This is a genomic window from Bradyrhizobium sp. Tv2a-2 (genome assembly GCF_000472425.1).
GTDB lineage: Bacteria > Pseudomonadota > Alphaproteobacteria > Rhizobiales > Xanthobacteraceae > Bradyrhizobium.
This window is the reverse complement of record NZ_AXAI01000033.1, coordinates 1-20942: the sequence shown is the minus strand read 5'-3', so window position 1 is coordinate 20942 and position 20942 is coordinate 1. Positions and strand designations below refer to the sequence as shown.

The window sequence follows — 20942 nt, the reverse complement described above, 5'->3', positions numbered from 1 at the left end:
CCATCGAGTGCCGCGATTACATCCGATTGAGACCACTCACTGCTTTCTTTGTGTATTTTGCTAATGTTCATGCCATTCTTCAACCACTGTCTTCTCTAACCTCGTTTCGGTACTCGGCCCGAACAGACATGCGTTCGCTTCGTTTCAGTTTGATGTCCGTATCGATGACATTGTTACAACACCAACACCATGTCTTCGCCTTCAACGCGAAGGAGGATGCCCCATGGCGTGCGGTCAAACGTCGAACGGGCGATCGTTGAGTACGAACAATCCTGCCGGTCGAAGCCAATCCTAGGTTCAATTCGAGATGGTCGGCGTGCCGTAGGCGGAACGCTCGAAAATTTGCGCCTTGGAGTTGCTAATCGGCTCTCGCTCGTCGGAGAGCGGAAGAGTATCTCGTGATGCAACCGATTATTATTACTATATGGCTTGCAGCTCTACGATCCTGCGTCGCAGCGCTCGCCGGAGGTTGTCGTAAGACGAAGCCAGCTGGCGACACCTTGGATGCAGATCCGATCGCCGGTAAGTTGCAGCGCACCGCCTGCCAGGTCACGCCATCTTGCATGGCCGAGATACACAGAGACCCAGTCTCTGATGTCGCCTTGAAGCCGGAGATCAACCGAAAACCCCGGATCCTTAACGCATACGTCAGCACCAGACGTTTCGAGCACCAACCACATGACCCGGAATTTTGTCCGACTCGACGGTACGCCGGAGAATTCGAAACGGAGCACGATCCGACGTGTCGGTAGCGCGGCCAGATCGACGCGTTTGCGCAATCCCCACATCAGCAAAGTCGGATCGAGATCCGACGGCTCGATCCGGTCCCAAGAGTGGATCAAGCCCCACTGACCGAGTGCGTTCACCACGCAACGGAACCCCTCGCCAGCCGGTGTCAGATGATATTCCTGACCGCCTCCCGGGCGCGAGCGACGCTCAATAATGTCCTGCTTCTCCAGCTCACGCAGCCGCGAGACAAGAACGGCGCGCGAAATTAATGGCAGTCCGCGTTGAATGTCATTGAAAGAATGCGCGCCGGACATCAACTCGCGCAATATCAGCGGCGTCCAGCGCGTAGCAAAAATCTCGGACGCCTTTGCGACCGGACAGAATTGACCATAGCCATCCGACATTCCGGCGATCTAGCTATGCCGCACCACAATTGCCAGTATCATATGTAGCCCTCATCGCTCTGAAAATCCGACTTCTCATTTTCAGGTCTGTCAATTGGCCTGAATATAGAAAGCCGCCCACCGAACGGTTGCACCACTACCGATGAGCAACGCTATCACCTGGTTGTGCGCTCGATCGGATGCAGATCGTGCGCGCCGCACCATTTGCATCGAAGTCCCCCCAAACGATAGGACTTAGCGGAGATAAAGGCCGGAGGCTTCGACGCGAACGCTTCAACTCAGGCTCTTTTCAACGGCCACATCTACATTCGCGATCAGGTCGCGGCTGGCGTGAGGCAGAGACGCCAAGATCGCATGCCTCAGCCGACCTGCGAGTCCGCTGGCTCGCGTTGAATGCAAGTACGAAAAACGGACTTGGCATCGAAACGCGTCCCGTCAATGTTGGCGCCACGCTGCTAACTCAGCAGCTTTATCCTCAGGTCGTCTCACATTACGGCGCAGACATTGCACGGAGTTCATCGCAATGACAGATTACGTCCTAGTCCACGGAGCATGGCATGGTAGTTGGTGTTGGGCTCGCGTTCGTCCCCTGCTGACGTCCAAAATGCACCGGGTGTTCACTCCAACGCTGACCGGTCTCGGGGAGCGCTCACATCTCCTCAGTCCCCAGATCAACCTCGACACTCACATCGCAGACGTCACCAACCTCATGATTTGGGAAGACCTCCGCGAGGTTGTCTTGGTCGGACACTCGTACGGCGGTGTCATCGCGCGCCATGTCGCCGACCAGATGGCGGACCGAATTCGCTCACTTGTCTATCTCGACGCCTTCGTGCCTGACAATGGCAAGTCTCTTCTTGATTACGTTCCCGACAACGGCGAGAGCGTCCGGAAGCAGGCTGCCGCCGATGGCGATGGCTGGAAGGTTCCAGCGCCCCCTTCATGGTCTTTTGCCGTCAACGCAGCGGATGCGGACTGGGTGGATCGACAGTGCACGATGCATCCCTTGTCCACATTTGAAGCGTCGGCACGGATCAGCGGGGCCTGCGACAAAATTCCATCTATAGGATACGTGCTGGCGCGTGGCTTCGACGGTCCGTTCGCGCAGTTTTACTCAGCGGCCGAAGCGCGCGGCTGGTGGAAGGCCGAATTTCCCTGCGGGCATGACATCATGCTGGACATGCCAACTGAGCTGACGACCTTGCTGCTAGAGCGAAGTTAGCGAGCCGTATCGCAATCGAACGGGCTGACCTTTCTGCCAGTTACCAGCCGAAGAAGATTCCGAAGCGCGATTGTTTCGATGATCATCGCAACAAGAGCCGTAGCGATCCGGGAAAAGGGGCAGCAGTGAGCAAATGTGCTGACCCCACCTCCTACGTGGATGTTTCCAGCGTAATACAGTAGGCCTCGTGCGAGTAGCATTGGTTCGGTACTTACTCTGAAGGCTGAGACTATCCGTCGTTCGTCTCCGCGAGTTCGCGGGCAGGCGTGTTCAACGCGAGGAGGGTAACTTCATGCACGAAAACCAGGACGAGCACTTGATCGCGGAGCAATTCGCTGCGCGTGTCGAGGCCAATCAAACGGCCCTAAGAGAGGCGCTCAAGCCAGCGTACGACTTTATCGTTTGCGGATCCGGATCATCTGGCTCGGTCGTCGCGCGACGTCTTGCCGAAGATCCGACTGTGAGCGTGCTGCTGCTGGAGGCGGGCGGGACGGATGCCTTGCCACGAATCCAGGAGGCTTCTCGCTGGCGGGAGAACGGACGCACCGAGCAGGATTGGGCCTTTCAGACCAGGCCCAACCCCCACCTGAATGGCCGATCGATGCCGTGGACGATGGGCAAGGTGCTGGGAGGCAGCTCGAGCATCAATGCAATGGCATGGGCTAGGGGGCATAAAAACGACTGGGATAATTTTGCTGAGGAAGCCAGTGATGATGGCTGGTCGTACCAGAATGTACTCGACATCTTTCGTGACATCGAGGACTGGCAGGGCAGCCCCGATCCCAAATGGCGTGGCTCCGGTGGCCTGCTGGGCATCTATCCTTTAGCTCCCAGCCGGCTTAGCGCCGCGCTGTTTGACGGCGCACAAGCGCTCGGCATTCCTTGTTTTGCCAATCAGAACGGGCAGATGATGGAAGCGAGCGGCGGCGCAGCGCTCGGTGAGTACCTAATCAAGAACGGGAAACGACTGTCGATCTTTCGTAACTACACTTATCCATATATGATCCGACCGAACCTTACCGTCCTTACCCATACGTTAGTGACACGAATCGTTGTGAAGCGCGCGCGGGCCGTAGGCGTAGAGGTTGCCTACGAAGGGGGCTTGCGAACGTTTGAAGCTGGCCATGAGTTGATCCTGTCGCTGGGCGCAATCCACACCCCCAAGATCTTAATGCAGTCTGGTGTCGGTGATGCTGACGAGCTGTGCAAATTTGGTATCGATGTCGTCCAGCATCTTCCCGGTGTCGGGCGCAATCTTCAGGACCATTTCCTGATTCGAGCCTGCGTATGGGAAGGTGTTTCCGAGAGCCGACGCGAGGGACGCAATCCGACCGCGGGGGTTTTCTTTTGGAAGAGCGATAGGACACTTATCACCCCCGATCTACAATGCCTGGTCGTTGACAACTTGTTTCCAGGCCCTGCCACGAGCCGCCTCGATACCACTCGCTCCTACTGGTCGATAGCACCAGGACTTGTCCGCCCCATGAGCCGTGGCCGAATTCATCTCACCGGTCCCGAACCGAGCGATCCGGTGGATATCGATGCGAACATTCTCAGCGAACCAGCCGACATCAGGGCGGCGACGCGCGCCGTGCAGCTATGTCGAGAGCTTGGAAATTCCGATGCATTCCGAGAGTTCACTACGCAGGAAGTCATGCCCGGCGAATGCACGGACGACGAACTGGAAAGCTTCGTGCGCGACTCGGCCGTCTCATTCCATCATTATGCGGGCACGGCCAGGATGGGACGGGGAGAGATGTCTGTTGTAGACGGGTCGCTCAAGGTTAACGGCATCGAAGGCCTGCGGATCGCCGATGGTTCGATCATGCCCAACGTCACGACCGGAAATACGATGGCGCCTTGCGTGGTTATCGGCGAACGAGCGGCCGCGATGATCCGTAAGAGCCATGGGCTATAGAGGGCTCAGAAGTGCCTATTATCCCCATGAGCTCAGCCGGCAGTCGAATATCTTCCATCATCGGAGCAATGTTGTGTCGAACTACGCACATGCCACCATCGCGATCCTTACGATTGTGTCGAGCCTTTTGAACAATCGCCATGCGGACGCTGTTGAAAGCAACCCTGACTACACCGCTCTAAATAGAGCAGTGCGTGATGGCAGGGATGTTCATATGCTGATCGACTTCTCCGGGTGTCAGCTCCACGGCACCAACAACTCGGGTCCGCCCGTCAAGGGGAGCATGCGTTTCGACGGCTACATGATCCAAGCGGACGAGACCATCGCCTTTGCGACAACGCATTTTACGCTGAGATCCGACAAGTCGCCGGTTACAGAGTTCTTGTCCTTCCGTGTGCACACAGACGGAAAGATGGATGCCCGCACGGTCATTCTCAATGCTTCGACTTTTGCGATTCTTCAGGATACCGCTTTTGATTGCAAGATTGGCAAGGGAGCTACCTTCAACTGGTGACGACGGAAACGCGCCCGGTCGTCCTGCGGACTTATCGATGGAATTCCATCACGTATAGTCCGCCATTGTAGTCAGTACTATAAATCACACCCGACGCATCAACGAAGACATCCGCCGATTGTATGACCTTCGGCCGACCGGGACGGGTATCGACCAATCCGGCCGGCGCGGGAGGGACCAACGCACCGACTTCGCGAGGCGCATACCGGTCGCGGATATCGAAGACCCGTACCCCCGCATTCTGATAAGTTGCGAAGATGAGCTCGGAACTAACGAAACTGCCTGGTCGATTTTCATGCAGATTATGCGGGCCGAAATGTCCCGGCTTGGCCTTGTAGTCGATGTCTGAAGGCGACTTGAAGGTCGAAATACTTACCGGGTTGGACGGCTCGCGGATGTCGAACAGCCATATCAGCTTCTCGCCATCCTCCTGGTGATCGAGCACGGCCTCATCGAGCACGACGAGCAGATCTCGGTCGGGCAAAGGCAAGCAGTTATGCGTACCGCCGCCAAACGGCGGCGACCAATTCCTGTGAGCGATTAGCTTGGGCTCGGCGCGGTCCTTTACGTCTAGGATCACCATTCCGGCGTCGCGCCAGGCGAGATAGGCCGTGTCGCGATGAACAATTGGATGATGCAGTCCCTGCCTTCGCGAGGGATCGGTAACGGCGGCCTCGCCCGCAGCGGCATTCATGCCGGGCAGCCAATAGCGTCCCACCTCCTTCGGCCGGGTGGGATCGTTCATATCAATCGTTATGAAGATATAATCGGTAAAGCCGTCGATTAGCGCTGACGCATAGGCCCAGCGCCCACCAGTGTACCATAGCCTGTGGATGCCGCCGCCTTCGATCGGCATGAACCCGATCTCCCGAGGCGCCTCACCCCGCGAGATGTCGTAGACGGAAAGTCCTGCCCGCCAATCGCGCGCCCGCTTTCCCACGTCGGCAGTACCAACCTTCCGCCCGAGTTCCCCCTTGTAATACGCCTTCTCGTCCTGAAACTCGGGAGCGGCAAACATATCCTTGGCATTGATGACGAGGAGCAGATCGTCCTGCGTCTGAAGATGAATGTTCCAGGTGTTGGGAGCGGCAGCAACATACTGCACCGCCCTTGGCCGCACGGGATCCCTCACATCTACGACGCTGAATCCCTTCGAGAACATGTGGCCGATATACGCGAAGCCACGGTGCACCATGAGCTGGACGCCGTCCGGACGGCCGCTTAGATCGCTGTGCCCGATGAGCCGGATGTTATGCGCCAATTCGGGAACCGGAAGATCTTGAGTTCTCATGAGTACCGAAGCTCCTAGGCTGAACGCAAAAATGCGGACGACGCCGTATGCTTGAGGATGCCGGGGATGCTGTGGAATTCGCGCCAATGCGCATCATCGGCCCGGGTTCCTGGCGAGGCGTGATCCAGCATATACTCTCCCAGACACCTCCCCTGCGCGACGGCCTTGCCGGCGATCGGCAGGCGCTCGCGCTCAAACCGCGCGAGGCCCGCGAGAAGGTCCGGTGCGCTCGCGATCGAGTCCGCGAGGACTTCAGCATCGGTGCCCGCCTTGGCGATGCCCATGCCGACGTGCGGCCGCGCTACCGCCGCAGCGTCACCGATCAGCACGACGCGGCCGTAGGCCATGCGATCGACGAGAAGGTCGTAAATGGGCGTGAAGAACGGTTTGCTGACGCGCGAGAGGATTTCCAACATCGGCGGCGGTAGGAAATCTCGGGCGTCTTTCCTGAGACGCGCGATGACATCGCTACGGACCTTCGGCGGCGGGATGGAGACGGCATGATGCACGCCCTGCTCGTCCACCAGCATGTCGTCCAATTCGGCTCGGGCCACGGCCCGATACCAGACCCAATTCCACCGCCGATGACCAGGACGGAGGTCGTTGTTCGGTCCTGCGATCGGATAGCCTATGTTCTTATTCTGGGGTGGGAGAAAGAACGCAAACTTCTCGAAAACCGCCTCGTGCGCTTCCCTTGAAATCAATCCCTCGTCGGCGAGACCGCGCCAGACCACATAGCCCGCATAGATCGGCTGAATCTCCGGAGCGAACATATTGCGCACGACCGAACGGAAGCCGTCGGCGCCGACGAGAAGGTCGCCGGTCACGCGTTCGCCATTCTCGAATATCGCCGTCACCGATTCGGGGTCCTGCTCGATGGCTTTCAGGCTGTAGCCGAGATGATGCGTGCCCCGCGGGATCGTGGCCCGCATGATCTGATGCAGCCGGTCCCACGAGGTAACGATCTGCTCGTAGGGCAACCGTTCGATCACATTGCCGTCGGAATCGAGGGCGACGCGCTCATGAACGGTAACGCCGAGGTCGTCGAGCTCCGCTCCGCTCCGCTCGAGCGACTGTATAAGATCGGGATGGGTCACGATCCCTGCGCCGCGCCCCCTGAGCTCGACGTCGCTACGCTCGTAGACGTCGGTCTGCCAGCCGGCCTTGCGCAGGAGCGATGCCGCGAAAAGACCCGACATGGAGCCGCCGATCACGATCGCGCGGCGCGGAGATAAAGAATCATTTGTCCTCGTCATGGCAAAGCTCCTCTCAGTCTTTCCGCATCTTGGAGAAATCGTACAGGCTCATCAGGATGACCCCAAGCAGAGGCGGTCCCACCACCACCAGAAGCGAAGAGGTCGACCATCCGGCGCTTTCCACGAGTTTGCCGAAGAGCCAGCCGGCGAACGGTCCCGGAATGTAGAATGCGGCCAGAGCTACGGCTCCCGCGTATCCGATCTGGCTCGGATCCACGCTCCGCTGCACAACCGACATAAACCGCGTGAACAGGAAGCCACTCATTGTCAGACCGAAGATCAACGACAAAAGAAGGTGAAGCCTGAACTGCGGGATGCCGTCGAACAGGACATAGCCGGCGCTCGCCATCAGTAGCAATCCGCCAACGATGCTCCTATTGCTCATCTTGTCGCCTAGCCAGCCGCCGACGACACCGAGCATTGCTCCGATGCCATACATCCCAAGCGCGGCGCCGGCATCGACGACCGAGAAGCCAAGGGCGGTGTGGGCGTAGGTCGCATAGAGCGCCGAGTACGAAAAGAACGAGAAGCCAACGAGCCCGAATGATACCGAGCTCAGTATCAAATTGCGCGTCCAGATTGACCCGGTCGCCTCGTTAATTTCCCTGACAGCCGACGGCTTCTGGCCAGCGTCGGTGAATTCGAGGGGAATGACGATCGCGGCGACGACGGCTACGAAAATGCCCACCATCCCGTACACGTAGAACGAGGCTGACCAGGAATTTGTCCAGCTTTCGAGCCGTGTGCCGAGAACCGGTCCCAGGAAAGCGCCCAAACCGAAGAATGTCTGCATCGCGCCCATGGCGGCGCCACGCCGCGCGCCGAAGTAGGCACCCATGCAAGCGAAGACGGCGCCTACTTGAAGCGCTTCGCCGACCCCGGTAAGGGCACGCAAGACGGTCAAGCTCACGAAACCGGTGGCGAACGGCGTCAGCAGAGTAAACAGCGAATAGCAGACGAGACCTCCCAGCAGAACGTATCGGCGTCCGAACTTGGCCATGAACCAGCCACTGAGCGCCGCGAAGATCGCCACGTTGACGGTGAAGACGGTGCTCACAAATCCCGCTTCCGGAAGCGTGAGACCGTAGTCCGTGCGAATGCTTCCCAGCAACGCCGGAAAGACCTGCCGATCCATCGCGTTGAACATGTATGAAACGCCCAGCAGTAGAACCAGGCCAACCGCCTTGCGCATACTGGATGGTCTCACGTCGGATTCCATCATCGACGGAGATATGGCGTCGTCCGTAATCATCATTTCGTTTCCTCCAGATTTTTATGCTTCCTGTTCTTATTCTTCGACAGGCACCTCGAATTTCAGCGAGGCTAGTCGCTTCAGAAGGTCGGCTTGGGCCGACTGGCTCAGCGGCACAAGTGGCGGCCGCACGATCTTCCAGGCTTGACGGCCACTGAAATGCGCCAAGGCGCTTTTCATTGCCGGGATCAGTTCGAATGATTGGAAGGTCCGCCGTACTTCATCAACCTGAGCCTGCAGCGGCTGCGTTTCGTGGCTCGGCCGACCATGGCTGAGTGCGCGGAAGAGGCCGCTGATTGCGGCCGGGTTGACGTTCACCGTAGCGCTGATGCAGCCGGCGCCCCCGATCGACATCGCCTCCGACAGGAAGACTTCGCTCGCGGGAAAGACATCGAACCCATCCGCGGCAAAATTCTCGATCATCGCCTTCGAATTGGCCCAGTCTCCGGAGGAGTCTTTCGCCCCCGCTATCACGCGCGGATACCGCTTGAGAAGCCGCTCGATCAGCGCCAGCGTGATCGGCACCTGGGTCAGCTGCGGAATGTGGTACAAATAGATCGCAAGGTTAGGCTCTGCGATGTCGTCGATCGATTGGGCGAAGTACGAGAAGACACCCTCCTCGGAGACGTTCTTGAAGTAGAAGGGCGGCAGCATAAGGACCCCTGCAGCGCCATTTTGCACCGCGTGCCTCGTGAGACGGACCGCGTCCTTGACGGAGCAGGCGCCCGTCCCGGGCATTAGCTTGTCGGCGGGAATCCCGGCGTCCAGCAGCTGATCGGTCAGACGGATCCGCTCGTCGACGCTGAGCGAAGCAGCCTCCGAGTTGGTGCCAAAGATCGCCAACCCGGCGCCGTTGTCGAGAAGCCATCGGCAATGAGCGAGAAACGCCGGAAAGTCAGGCTCTCGATTCCCATCGAACGGAGTGAGCACAGGCGCCAGAGCGCCACTTATCCTGTTCCATCGCCTCGACACGTATTCCTCTTTCATCTTCGTTCAGACGACATTTTCGATATTACGCGGCTCGGCGCTCTTGCCTTGCCGCAGACGTGCGACCGCATCTCTCCGCGGAAGCCCCAAGGCCAGAACCTGAGCCAAGTGCATGGCTGTTCGCCCGGTGACGTGCTTGACCTGTTCTCGACAGCTGAAGCCGTTCGTGAGGATCACCGTCCCGGCGGGCTGCTTGCGAACCTCGGGCGCGAGAACCAATTCGGCGACGTCACGCGAGAGCTCGACATGGTTTGGATTGAACCCGAAGGAGCCGGCCATTCCGCAGCAGCCGCTGTCGAGCCAAATCGTACGCGCACCGGCTCTTTCGAGCATCGCGGCGTCGCCTCGATTGCCGAACAGCGATTTCTGGTGGCAATGCGTGTGAACGAGCACATCGACGTCCAGCGACGGCGGATCGTAGTTGTGCGCAAGGAGAAAGTCCCCCAAGAGAAGGACGCTGCGCGATATCCGCTGGGCTAGGGGATCGTCCGGAAAGAGCTTATTCAGCTCATCCTTGAACACCGATAAGCAGCCTGGCTCCAGCCCCACGATGCCGACAGGACCCTCCCCGTCCAATTTCAGCATCGGGGCGAGGACGTCGACGACCTCTCGCAGCCTGGCCTTCGCGAGCTCCAGATACCCGAAATCGTATAACGGACGCCCGCAGCAAAGCCGGCGCTTCGGAAGGATCGGCTCGAAGCCGGCGTCCCGAAGAACCGCGACGGCGGCTTCAGCCACTTCCGGCTGGAAGTTGTCGCAGAACGTGTCGAGCCACAGGATGACCGGCGCTTTTCCGCGGCCCCCGGCCGATGGATTCGCCACGAACGAGTGGCGAAAGCCGGTCTTGGCGAATTTCGGAAGATGTCGTTCGGGCGCGACGCCGGCCAGCCATTTCGAGACGGACGAAAATAGCGGCGCCGTCGTCATGAAGTTTACGAGACGCGGCATCCTTGCCGCGAGCGATGCCCAATCGCCGATGCGGCCCATGAACCATGCCTGACGCGGCCGCGATCTATGCTTGTAGTAGTGGGACAGGAACTCCGCTTTGTACGACGCCATGTCGGTGTGCGTCGGGCAGTCGCTGCGGCAGCCCTTGCAACTGAGGCAGGTGTCCAGCGCCTCCTTGACCGCGTTGCTCTTCCAGCCGTCTGCGACGACGTTACCCTGCAGCATTTCCCACAGCAGCCTGGCGCGACCGCGCGTTGAGTATCGCTCTTCGCCGGTGGCCCGGAAGCTCGGGCACATGGTCCCCCCCTTCGCCGCCCGGCACTTCCCCATGCCTACGCAGCGCTCGACCGCACGCTGGAAGCCGGCGCCTTCCTGGCTTCGGAACGTCATATGCGTCGCGACCGGGACAACTTTATAGTCCGGACCGGCGCGCAGATTCTCGTCAACCCGGTATGGATCGACGACCTTGCCGGGATTCAGGAGGCCGTCAGGATTCCATATCCGCTTGAACTGGCGCATGGCGTCGACCAGTTCATCGCCGAACATGATCGGAAGGAATTCGCCCTTCGCTTGCCCGTCGCCGTGCTCGCCTGACAGGGACCCGCCGAACGCAACGACGAGTTCCGAGGCCTCGCGGACGAATCTCCGATACTTCCCGACCCCTTGATTTGAGCGAAGATCGAACGTGATCCGCGCGTGAACGCAGCCGTCGCCGAAATGGCCGAACAGGGACGTGCGGTATCCGTACCGGGTCACAAGCGCATCGAAGGCGCGAAGATAGTCGCCCAACCGGTGCGGATCGACGGCGGCGTCCTCCCAACCGACCTGCGGATCCGGGACATTTGGATCGATCGATAACTGCGTGGCTGAAGCCCCGTTCTCCCGTATCGACCAGATGCGTTGCTGCATGGCCCGATCCGTCACGATTTTCGTGCTCGGTCGCGGACCCTTCGGCCTGCCACGGAAGTACGCGGCCGCCCTCTCCGCCTGCGCCTTAGCCTGGCCTTCCGTGTCCGCCCCGAACTCGAGGACGACCCAGGCATCTCCGGATGGCAAAAGGTCAATCTCAGCCTGGGCGAGGTTGCGCGCCTGCAGGCCCCGAATGATCATCCGGTCGAGACCTTCGATAGCGATCGGGCCGAAGCGCTCGTAATCCGGGACCGCGTCCGCAGCGACGTAGATGTCGTCGAAGCCGAGGACGAGCAGAACCCGGTGAGGCGGACTGATGATGAGATCGACGGAGGCCTTGAGGACGAGTGCGCAAGTGCCTTCGGTCCCGACGAGCGCGCGTGCCAGATTGAACCCATTCTCCGGAAGAAGCTGATCGAGATTGAAGCCGGACACACGCCGTTTGATCGACGGGAAGCGCTTCCTGATGTGGTGGGCGTATCGATCCCGCAGTTCCCTGAGATCGCTATAGATCTGCCCCTTGCGTCCTCCGGCAAGGATGATCGCTTCGATCTCGTCCTCGGTCGTCGGCCCTACCCAGAACCGTTCTCCGTCATAGGTCATGACCTCGAGAGCGCGGACGTTCTCCAGCGTCTTGCCTGCCATTACCGAATGCGCGCCGCAGGAATTATTGCCAATCATTCCACCGACGGTGCAGCGGCTGTGTGTGGAAGGATCGGGTGCAAACGTCAGGCCGTAACGCTCGGCGGCTGAACGTAGCGAGTCGCAGACGACGCCGGGCTCCACGAGCGCGCTCTTCGACCTCGGATCGATTTCGAGAATGCGATTGCAGGATGCCGACAGATCGAAGACCACAGCCTCGTTGACGGTCTGCCCACTCATCGACGTGCCCGCGCCGCGGACGAGCAACGGCACTTTGTTTTCGTGACATATGGCAACACCCTTCACGAATTCGTCTACCGACCGCGGCACCACGACACCGATCGGCACCTGCCGATAGTTGGAGGCATCTGACGCGTAGACGGCCTTGTGTGCGGTATCGAAACGAACCGCCGGACCGAGCGCCGCGGCGAGCGTCTCCCGAAGCGACCGCCGATCGCCACTCATGCGTTGCCTCGGAGTCGCATCAGGAATTCGCCGAGCGCCGCCCCGACCTCATGCGGACGATCTTCGGGAACGTAGTGCTTGGCTTCCACGGTAACCACCGTCTGGTTGGGCCACTTCAGACAGTGCTCGCGGGCCGCTCCCGCCGTTCCGTGCCCCTGCGAAGCGTTTATGAATAGCTTAGGCAGGTGCCTGCTGGATCCCATCCAATCGCTGTAGCGCTGGACCGCCTCGCTCATGTCGGCCGGCTCGCCATCGAAGGGAATGTCGCGAGGCAACACCAGCGTCGGCAATCGCGACTCCGGCGTGCCGAACGGCGCGGCGTAGACCGCCTTCTCTTCGGCGCTCAGGCTCCGCATGACACCATATTCGAACAACATCCTATCGACGAAGAAGTTGTCCCGCAGCACGAGGTCTTCTCCCTCGGGACCACGCAGGCGCTTGAATATCTGCTGACGCTCTGCGGGCATATCGGTCCATTGGCGGGGACGGACCATCGCTTCCATGTAGACGATTCCGGAAACGCCATCGGGATAGCGAAACGTCCGATTGAACCCAAGCGCAGCGCCCCAATCCTGAACCACGAGCACGACATTCTTGGTCAACCCCAGCTTCTCGAACCACGCGTCGAGATAGGCGACATGATCGAAGAAGCGATATGCGCGGCGGGGCGATTTCCCGGATCGGCCGAACCCGATAAGATCCGGCGCCAGCACTCGTCCGAAGGGAACCGCGTACGGAATGACGTTGCGCCACATGTATGACGACGTCGGATTTCCGTGAAGAAACACGATCGGATCACCCTGCCCGATATCAACAAAGGCCATCTCGGCATCGAGTACGGACAACCGCTTCATGTCGTACGGGAATGACGCACTTATCTGTCGATGCTGCACCGCACTGCTTCGATCAAACATCAGCTCCTCCCTAGGATCGTGAGCACTCTTTCCTTACCGTCAGCTTCGAACGGTCTTTGCCTAGCGTCGCCTTGACTCTCTGCGGACTCAAACGCAAAGTTTTCCGGTTGAGCATGAGCTTTATGAATGCATCCACGCCGCCTCACCCCCTCAATGTCGTTGCTGGTCTCCTTCGAAGCGGCCGCGCGGCATCTGAGCTTCACGCGCGCAGCGGACGAATTGTCGCTTACGCAAAGCGCGGTAAGTAGGCAGGTGGCCTCGCTCGAGGCCCTTCTCGAAGTCACCCTCTTCCGTCGCGAAGGCCGACATATCGTGCTCACCGAAGTTGGCGCCATGTATCAGCGTGAACTCATGGGAGCCCTGCAGCGCATTCGTAGCGCCTCGCTGCAAGCCATGGCGTTCCGCACCGGACAGGGATCGCTGCATCTTGCGGCTCTCCCGACGTTCGCGGGCAAATGGCTGATGCCACGACTGAAGGATTTCTACGGAAGACATCCGGGCATAGTCGTCCACATCCATTCGCGGATCGGGCATTTTAATCTCGAACTCGCCGGAATGGACGCGGTAATCGGGGTCGGAGACGGACACTGGGCCGGGCTGACCTCTCACCTTTTGATGCAGGAAGAGCTTCTCCCGGTCGTCAGCCCGGCGCTCGCAGAATCCCAGCCCATCGCGACGCCGGCCGACCTTGCGCGCCACCTGCTGCTCGTTGTCACCGGGCGACCATTGGTCTGGCGGCAGTGGTTTCATAAGCACAACCTTCCGGATGCAGCAATGCGACTCGGCCCTCAGTTCGAGCTGACGTCGCATCTGGTTCAAGCTGTAACGGCCGGCCTCGGCGTCGGACTTGTTCCGAGCTGCCTGATCGAAGACGAACTGCGCGCTGGCTCCCTGAAGCTCGCGATCGCCCTCCCCTTGCAGACCGGCCTGAGCTATTACTTCTTCGTTTCCCCTTTGAAAGCGGACCTACCGCACATTTCCGCGTTCAAGTCTTGGCTTATGGACGCGAGGGCTAACGTTCTCGCCTGAGGACCCGCGGCGGTTCGAGATCGCCGTGAGTCCCCTCAGATATTAGCTTGAAAGCTCCGCAGCTACTCATTCCCATATAGAATAAGTGTTATTGCTTGGCACACAGTCCGCCTTCAAGGTGGTGCGCTCGCCTGGGCATTCCCGTGGCTGTCACTTCACCGTCCTTGAACGCGGCGGTCAGCCCGATCTTCGGCACAAGCCCAAAAGGCCGACCGAGAAGATCATCTATTGGCTCAGAATCCCTCGAACGGTCCGTTGGACCTTTGCAAAAGCACTGGCCTCTATTTGTCTCACCCGTTCGGCCGAAACGCACAGTTCGCGTCCGAGCTCTTCGAGCGTCGTCGGAGGCTCGTTGAGGCGGCGAGCCTCGAACACCAATCTTTCACGCTTCGGCAAATCGACCAGTGCAGCATGAAGCGCTCTTCTCCGCTGCGTGATCTCATCATGCTCCGCAACGTGAGCTTCAGCGTTTGCTGACTCATCAGCAAACCTCGCCTCCCATTCGATCGCATGCTGGCCATCATCGGTCGCGAGCGCATTTAGGGATACATCGCCCGACAATCGGCAATCCATCTCTATGACGTCTCGAAGACGCACCATTACCCTTCGAGCGACTTCCTGAGCCATCTCTGGCGAACCCCGGACTGTATCCGTGCCGAGATTATTCATTTCGCGCCTAAGGCAAAAGAATAGCTTCCTTTGCGCCGCCGTCGTTCCAATCCTGACCATGGACCAGGAGCTGAGAATGTATTCGTGAATGGTGGCTCTTATCCACCAGAGCGCGTAAGTGGAAAATCTCGATCCGCGATTCGGCTCAAATCGCGAGGCCGCGATAACGAGGCCGAGATTGGCCTCTGCGATAAGATCGGCCAGCGGGAAGCCGTAGCGGAGATAGCGGCGCGCCAGTTTGGCGGCGAGTCTGAGATGGCTCGTGACGAGCGCCTCCGCTGCCTGCCTGTCTCGATTCTCCTGCCAGAGCCGGGCGAGGTCTTGCTCCTCCTTTTGCTCAAGCAAGCCGTATCGTTTAATCTTCGAAATGTATTCCTCTCCATAACCCAGCCCCTTGCCGCGGGTAACCCCGCGAGGTCGATTGAAGGTCACGGCAGAAACGTGGTCTTGCATGTTGGAAACCTACATTTCGGGTTGTCCTTTATGAGCGTTCGCGATGTTGGCGTGCTCAGAGTCCTTGGACGCCATCGCATTCGACACTCATTCGGCTGCGCTTAACGGCTCTCTCACGGCCTATCTCATTGCATCATTATGCCGGACAAGACTGAGCTTGGCTCGCTAAGCCTTGTTAAGGTTCGCAAAATCGCCATGATATGTAGATCCATCAAAAACCCCGAACACTGCGCCATGCTTCGCTCCTGTCACACTGTCAGTTGATACTTACTCGGCTATCCCTGCACGATGGTCGTTGGCGTCTCGCGTGTACTTAAAGAGGGCCACCGCTGGCATCGAGGACACCGACATTGAGCGCGCAAGCAAAGATGCCCGGTTTCCGACGCCTTGACCTGTTGTTTGAAGTAAAACGGTGAAAAGCGCCGACCGCGTCGCCTCTCTTGAATGCCGCGATTTGGTGACTGAAGTCCGCTGCGGTCCACTCGTACTTTTCAGCGCGCTGGGAGCCGGGAGCCGCAGTGGACGGCGCCCTCGTCAACAGCCGCGACAGATGATGAGCTTGCGATCCAGCTCTGCGTCCAACGGCTCTTGCCGGCGGTCATATGCCGAAGAAACGCCCTCTTGAGGAACGTCCATAGCCCTCGGTTGCCGGTGACCCGTCGGCGCAAGCCACGGCAAGTGTGAGGTCAGAACCGCCGGGCTATTCCTATCCGACGCCATTGCAGGCGAGAATGAGCCTAGCAGGACAACGCCTACCGCAACGACACCGGTAATTTGGGCTAAACGCTTCAGGACTGAGCTTGAGCACATGGCGACCTCCTTCAAGGTTAGAGCTCCAAATGAGCTATTACTTTGTGAGGATCATCCTATTCACGACGCAGAGATACTGAATGCCGCCAAGGCTCGAAATAATGCTCGTCCGCCTCATCCCCCGCGCAGGTCTTCCGCCACATCCGGCTGCGCTCGCTAGCATGATGGCGTTCGCCCCCCCGCATCCGACAGCGTTCCCACGAGAACGACGAGCGGACCAGCTAGTCGCGCCCGGCGTTTCATTTCTCTTCAGGACGACAAGCAAAGTTGGACACATCAGCGAACCAGGCCCGGGGGGACGAAAGCGAACGCTGATACTCGAGAGGCACTACGGCAACTTCATCGCCTCCGCTAACGTCGATGGCAACTTCGACAAGCGTGGCCTACCCGATCCGCTCGTGCTCGCTTTCTATTTCACTGCGCACAGCAACCTGATTGTGCAACTGATCATTTTACGAAATCGATACGACATCTGAGCATTGAAAGCACCGATCGCGTCCTCAGAGCCATACCAGATCTGATCTGTCCGTCGTCGCCTAATATTAGACCACTCAATTTCCGCAGATACTGGGCTGCGACTGGGCGCCGTCCAAGGCAGGATGGCTTCTTCTGGAGTTCGCTCCGTTCGCGAGCCCTTGCGAGTGTAGCATACGGCCATTGCTGATCGCGATCTCACGCGGTGTTCGCCCTCAGCCACGCTGCGATGTTGGCAGCAGCAGCGTCGCCGTAGAATATGCGATGAGGCGACATCATTCTTTCCTATGCAGAATGAGCGAGGCTCGCAGATTTTGAACGTCGTTCTGCGCGGTTATGCTGAGCGACACGAATGGCGTCCTGTTTCAGGAGATAGAACGAGACGGCAAGCAACACGACGTCCTTCATCAGGAACGGCACGTTGCCGGTCATTGCCGGGAAGCCGGCCCCTGGATCCCAGCCATCGGGCATGAAGGGGATGATCGTGACGGTCGCGATGAAGGTTGCGGTCGAGCCGGCAGCACCGAGAACACCGAGCCGCTTATCCCAGAACCCTGCAAGCAGCAGGGCACCGAACGTCCATTCGGAAACCCCGAGAAACCAGCTCGCACCTTGGTGGCCAAGCACCGGATACAACCACCAAATCAGCGGACCGTTGCTGATAAATGGAACCAGCCGTTCGGCCTCATAAGGCCACCATTTTTGATATCCGAAGAACAAAAACATGATCACCATCGACGCTCGAACCAGATGGTAGTCGAGGTCCTCCATAAGCAAACCGGATCGACGCAGGACCACAATGAGCAGATTAATGCCGGCGTTGAGGATCGCGTTCATTGTCGTAACTCCTTATATCGGACGCCAAGGCCGCGTCATGCAAGACGCTGGAAGGTCGCAGATTCGGATCGTGCCCCCGCCGCGAGGCGGGGGCCACCTTCGACGCTGATCAGGCCGCGGGCTTAAGCTTTCCGGGCGGTGTCCACTCGGCGCCCTTCATGAACGCATCGTTCGGCGTATCGGCAAGATGGTTGGTGTAGTTCGAGATAAGTTTTGTCGCGGCGAGCACGAGCACGTCTAGCACCGCCTGATTGTCGTAACCTGCCGCCTTGAAGGCGGCGACGTCGGCCTGGCTAACGACACCACGCCCTCTCGTGATTTTGGCGGCGAATTGGCGCAATGCCTCAAGCCTCGCATCACCGATCGGGCCGCCTGTGCGGATGGCGGAAATGACCTCGGGCTCGACCTTCGCCACGCGAGACAGATTGGTGTGGCCCGCCATACAATAGGGACACTCGTTCTCATAGATAATTGCGAGATAGGCTATGTTGCGTTCCTGCGGTGTGAAACACGTCCTCTCAGCGATGTCCCACAGCATACCGTAGGCTTCGAGTGCTGCCGGGCTCTGAGCGAGGACGCGGTGCAGGTTAGGCACGAAGCCCCAAGCCTTTTGGACCCCATTCAGAATCTCGACGGAGCCAGACGGCGCGGTTGAGGTATCGTGAAGTACAAAGCCATTGATCATTTATCTTCTCCTCTTTTTGGATTTCAGAGCGACAGTTATGTTGTTGCGATCATCCGCTCCTCGACTGCAGCAAAGGCAGCGGAGCGTCGTCTTCCATCACCGATCGGGACTCGCGCGGGCGGAGACGCCTTGCGATCCATCAGGGGCTGCACGGGCTTCCAGCAGGCGTCCCCGGTATCAATAGTTCTAGTGAACCCAACCTCGCGCAGCTTGATCATGCTCACGGGAGTCCGATGCCCATGCTTCGGTAAGCAGGCTCCACGATCGAGTTCACCACTCTCCCTCGAGAGTTTCTGTTGGTCACATACGGAGCGGACGGCAGACCTCGCGGTTTCGTGGCCACCAACGCGCGCCAGGCTGGCGGCTGTGCGGGCGCCACGCCCGCGCCGAGCTTTACCCTCGCTTCCGCCAACGTAATCAGTCTGCCTATCTCTCGCATACGCTCTCAGCAAATGGCTAAGCCCCAACGCAACGCGACTGTGGACCGGCTTCGCCTCGAAGGCGAGTTAAACGGTCTAAGAGAATGTTAATCGTGGAGAGACACGGGCCTAGAAAGCACCTCATAGAAAGACGAGATGAACTGCGCTCAGTGACTGCTACCGTCGTTGAGCGCTGATTGAGCAAGACATCGATCAATGATGGAATTTCTGAATGGGAGACCGACCGACAGTTGTATAGAATTACGGTCGAGATCGGCATTTGAGGCGCACACCGCCGCACTGCCACTCATTTTCTCCGCTTCCGAGCGCCAGGCTCGGATGCATGCCGTAAAAAATTGTAAATCTTGGTGTTTCGTCTACTTCTCGGGACTCACATCCGGCGCGTATTGGCCAGAGCCCGATCGGTCCATCATCGCGGCCAGCGATCACATCGCCATCGCCCACATCGGCACAAGTAGCGACGCTTGCAACCAAACCTGGCCCGAGAACACCCCCCAGTTGACGGACCAATGCACGGGTACCGTGGCGCCACACATGAACTGGTTGAGATGTTTCTCGCTAAAATCATTTTCGACGCGAGGGTGGCGGTGCTGGACGTAGCTCCCGACAATCTACGCGGCCGGCGGCTAGATGCCTGCTTCCCCGGACCGAAAGATATCCTGGGCCGACGGATCTTGCATCTTGCGCCACCGAGCCGGCGTGACGCCCGTGTGACTCTTGAAAGCGCGCTGGAACGCCGCTTCGGATTGATACCCCACCTCCTCGGCGACGGCGCCAGTCGAAAGGGACGACTTCCTCAACTCGTTCGCAGCCAGCGTCATGCGAATGTCGGTCAGAAGATCACTGGCAGATCGCCCGAGCCGCTCCTGGAACTGCCGCGCGAGCGTGGCCCGCGACATGTTGCACAAACGCGCGAGGTCTGGCAGCGACCATGCACGCGCAGGCTCATTGAACAGCGCGGCCACCGCCGGCGCCAGGCGCGGATGACCCGCGAGCGCAAGGAGCCCACGCGGCACGGCCTCGGACTCGCTTGCGAGCCGCAGCACAAGAGCGAACATCGCGGTCGACAGCGCATTCAGCATCGCCCGACCGCCCAGCTGATTGTCCGCCGACTCACTGCGCATCAGCGACACGAGTCCCGCGAGTTGCGCATCAGTACCCGTTTGTCCGCAGCTGGCGCCGGTATGCACGACAAGACGTGGGGGCAGATAGTTGCGCAACAGGCGATCGTGCGGCGGCGCAATGGCAAAGTGGCCGCAGAGCAGGTCGAGCCGCTCGCCCTTTCCGGCATTCTCGCTGATCACAAGATTGAGGTGCTGGTGGTTCTGCGCGCGCTTCGCTCGCGCACCGCTGCCGTCGTGCATGATATGGCGGGGATTCCGTGATAGCAGAAGAATGTCGCCGGTCTTAAGCTGTAGTGGCTTGCCGCCGGACGGATCTTCCAGCACGGCCGAGCCACCGACCACCGCGTGATAAGGGATTTCGTTCGCCTCACCTGGCCCTTGATCGATTCGCCACGGCGCGCCATAAGAGCAGCGCAGGTCGAGCCGCCCGCGCACCGGCATCATCTCGAATAGGCGACTGAGCCAATCCATATAAGCCCTCGCACGATTTTTTCCTGATATGAGCAACCATATACGGGAGCCGTTCACACATTGAAAGTCTCGTTGTCGCTCACCACTCAACACGTAGTCTTGAATTGGTCGGGCGCAAAACGAGGTTCTTGATTCCAGCATTGCGCCGATTATCGCGCTCTGCTCCGGTTCGTCTCCGCCTCCGTCGACGATCTCCACTCTGACCACATCAAGAGCGAGAACCTGCTGCCCTGCTCTTCTTTCCTCCGCGCCTGTAACGCGCAAACGGCGCCGCGGGCGTCGGGTGTTGGACGGAAACGGAAAGATCATGTGCGGTGCAATCGGTGAGCCCGGCAGGGGCCCTGTTCGACTCCATCAGCTGAATGCAGCCCAGGACAGTTTGAGACGATTGAGCATGCCTTTGAGACTGACGAAAATTAAATGTCTCGGAGCGCGCCCGTACAGTCGCCATGCAATCACTGCTCAACCCTGTCAAGGAGTGTCACCATGTCCCGTCTTT

The 20942-nt window shown here is 59.2% G+C and carries 15 protein-coding genes; 4 read left to right on the top strand and 11 right to left on the bottom strand.

Going from position 1 to position 20942, the window contains the following annotated elements:
• Nucleotides 1–437: 437 nt before the first annotated feature.
• Nucleotides 438–1133 carry a winged helix-turn-helix transcriptional regulator gene (locus tag A3AI_RS0137530; protein ID WP_024520444.1) on the bottom strand — a complete coding sequence of 232 codons (696 nt, stop codon included), beginning with the start codon at nt 1131–1133 and terminating at the stop codon, nt 438–440.
• 523 nt (nt 1134–1656) lie between these two features.
• On the opposite strand from A3AI_RS0137530, the gene A3AI_RS0137525 reads away from it, so the two are divergent.
• The 3 genes from A3AI_RS0137525 (at nt 1657) to A3AI_RS46795 (ending at nt 4787) form a co-directional block, all read left to right on the top strand.
• Nucleotides 1657–2355 carry an alpha/beta hydrolase gene (locus A3AI_RS0137525; protein ID WP_024520443.1) on the top strand — a complete coding sequence of 233 codons (699 nt, stop codon included), beginning with the start codon at nt 1657–1659 and terminating at the stop codon, nt 2353–2355.
• A 292-nt stretch (nt 2356–2647) separates the two neighbouring features.
• Entirely contained in the window at nt 2648–4273 is a 1626-nt protein-coding gene (locus A3AI_RS0137520; RefSeq protein ID WP_024520442.1) for a GMC family oxidoreductase, read from the top strand.
• Nucleotides 4274–4346: 73 nt separating this feature from the next.
• Nucleotides 4347–4787, top strand: a complete 441-nt coding sequence (locus A3AI_RS46795; RefSeq protein ID WP_198030332.1) for a VirK family protein — start codon at nt 4347–4349, stop codon at nt 4785–4787.
• A 31-nt stretch (nt 4788–4818) separates the two neighbouring features.
• Here the strand turns inward: A3AI_RS46795 and A3AI_RS0137510 are convergent, their stop codons facing one another.
• The 6 genes from A3AI_RS0137510 to A3AI_RS0137485 are packed head-to-tail and all read right to left on the bottom strand — an operon-like array spanning nt 4819 to nt 13451.
• A complete protein-coding gene (locus A3AI_RS0137510) occupies nt 4819–6078 on the bottom strand; it encodes an LVIVD repeat-containing protein (RefSeq protein ID WP_024520440.1) in 1260 nt (419 codons plus the stop codon).
• Nucleotides 6079–6092: 14 nt separating this feature from the next.
• On the bottom strand, nt 6093–7334 hold the full coding sequence (locus tag A3AI_RS0137505; RefSeq protein WP_024520439.1) for an FAD binding domain-containing protein: 1242 nt from the start codon (nt 7332–7334) through the stop codon (nt 6093–6095).
• A gap of 13 nt (nt 7335–7347) precedes the next feature.
• Nucleotides 7348–8589, bottom strand: coding sequence for an MFS transporter (locus A3AI_RS0137500; RefSeq protein WP_084801172.1), 1242 nt, complete (start codon nt 8587–8589; stop codon nt 7348–7350).
• 33 nt (nt 8590–8622) lie between these two features.
• Nucleotides 8623–9573, bottom strand: a complete 951-nt coding sequence (locus tag A3AI_RS0137495) for a dihydrodipicolinate synthase family protein (protein ID WP_024520437.1) — start codon at nt 9571–9573, stop codon at nt 8623–8625.
• Nucleotides 9574–9579: 6 nt separating this feature from the next.
• Nucleotides 9580–12537, bottom strand: coding sequence for an FAD-binding and (Fe-S)-binding domain-containing protein (locus A3AI_RS0137490; RefSeq protein WP_024520436.1), 2958 nt, complete (start codon nt 12535–12537; stop codon nt 9580–9582).
• Nucleotides 12534–13451, bottom strand: coding sequence for a haloalkane dehalogenase (locus A3AI_RS0137485; protein ID WP_084801171.1), 918 nt, complete (start codon nt 13449–13451; stop codon nt 12534–12536). The genes A3AI_RS0137490 and A3AI_RS0137485 overlap by 4 nt, the downstream gene beginning before the upstream one ends.
• Nucleotides 13452–13577: 126 nt before the next feature.
• Here A3AI_RS0137485 and A3AI_RS0137480 point away from each other — a divergent pair, with 126 nt between their 5' ends.
• Entirely contained in the window at nt 13578–14480 is a 903-nt protein-coding gene (locus A3AI_RS0137480) for a LysR substrate-binding domain-containing protein (RefSeq protein WP_024520434.1), read from the top strand.
• A gap of 225 nt (nt 14481–14705) precedes the next feature.
• On the opposite strand, the gene A3AI_RS0137475 is transcribed toward A3AI_RS0137480, so the two are convergent.
• The 4 genes from A3AI_RS0137475 to A3AI_RS0137455 form a co-directional block, all read right to left on the bottom strand.
• Complete coding sequence (locus A3AI_RS0137475; RefSeq protein ID WP_024520433.1) at nt 14706–15602, bottom strand: RNA polymerase factor sigma-32; 897 nt, start codon at nt 15600–15602, stop codon at nt 14706–14708.
• Nucleotides 15603–17171: 1569 nt separating this feature from the next.
• Nucleotides 17172–17723 (bottom strand): YkgB family protein, encoded by a 552-nt coding sequence (locus A3AI_RS0137465; protein ID WP_084801170.1) that lies wholly within the window; start codon nt 17721–17723, stop codon nt 17172–17174.
• Between the two features lie 109 nt (nt 17724–17832).
• Nucleotides 17833–18408, bottom strand: coding sequence for a carboxymuconolactone decarboxylase family protein (locus A3AI_RS0137460; RefSeq protein ID WP_051382680.1), 576 nt, complete (start codon nt 18406–18408; stop codon nt 17833–17835).
• A gap of 1066 nt (nt 18409–19474) precedes the next feature.
• On the bottom strand, nt 19475–20443 hold the full coding sequence (locus A3AI_RS0137455) for an AraC family transcriptional regulator (protein WP_024520429.1): 969 nt from the start codon (nt 20441–20443) through the stop codon (nt 19475–19477).
• Nucleotides 20444–20942 lie beyond the last annotated feature (499 nt).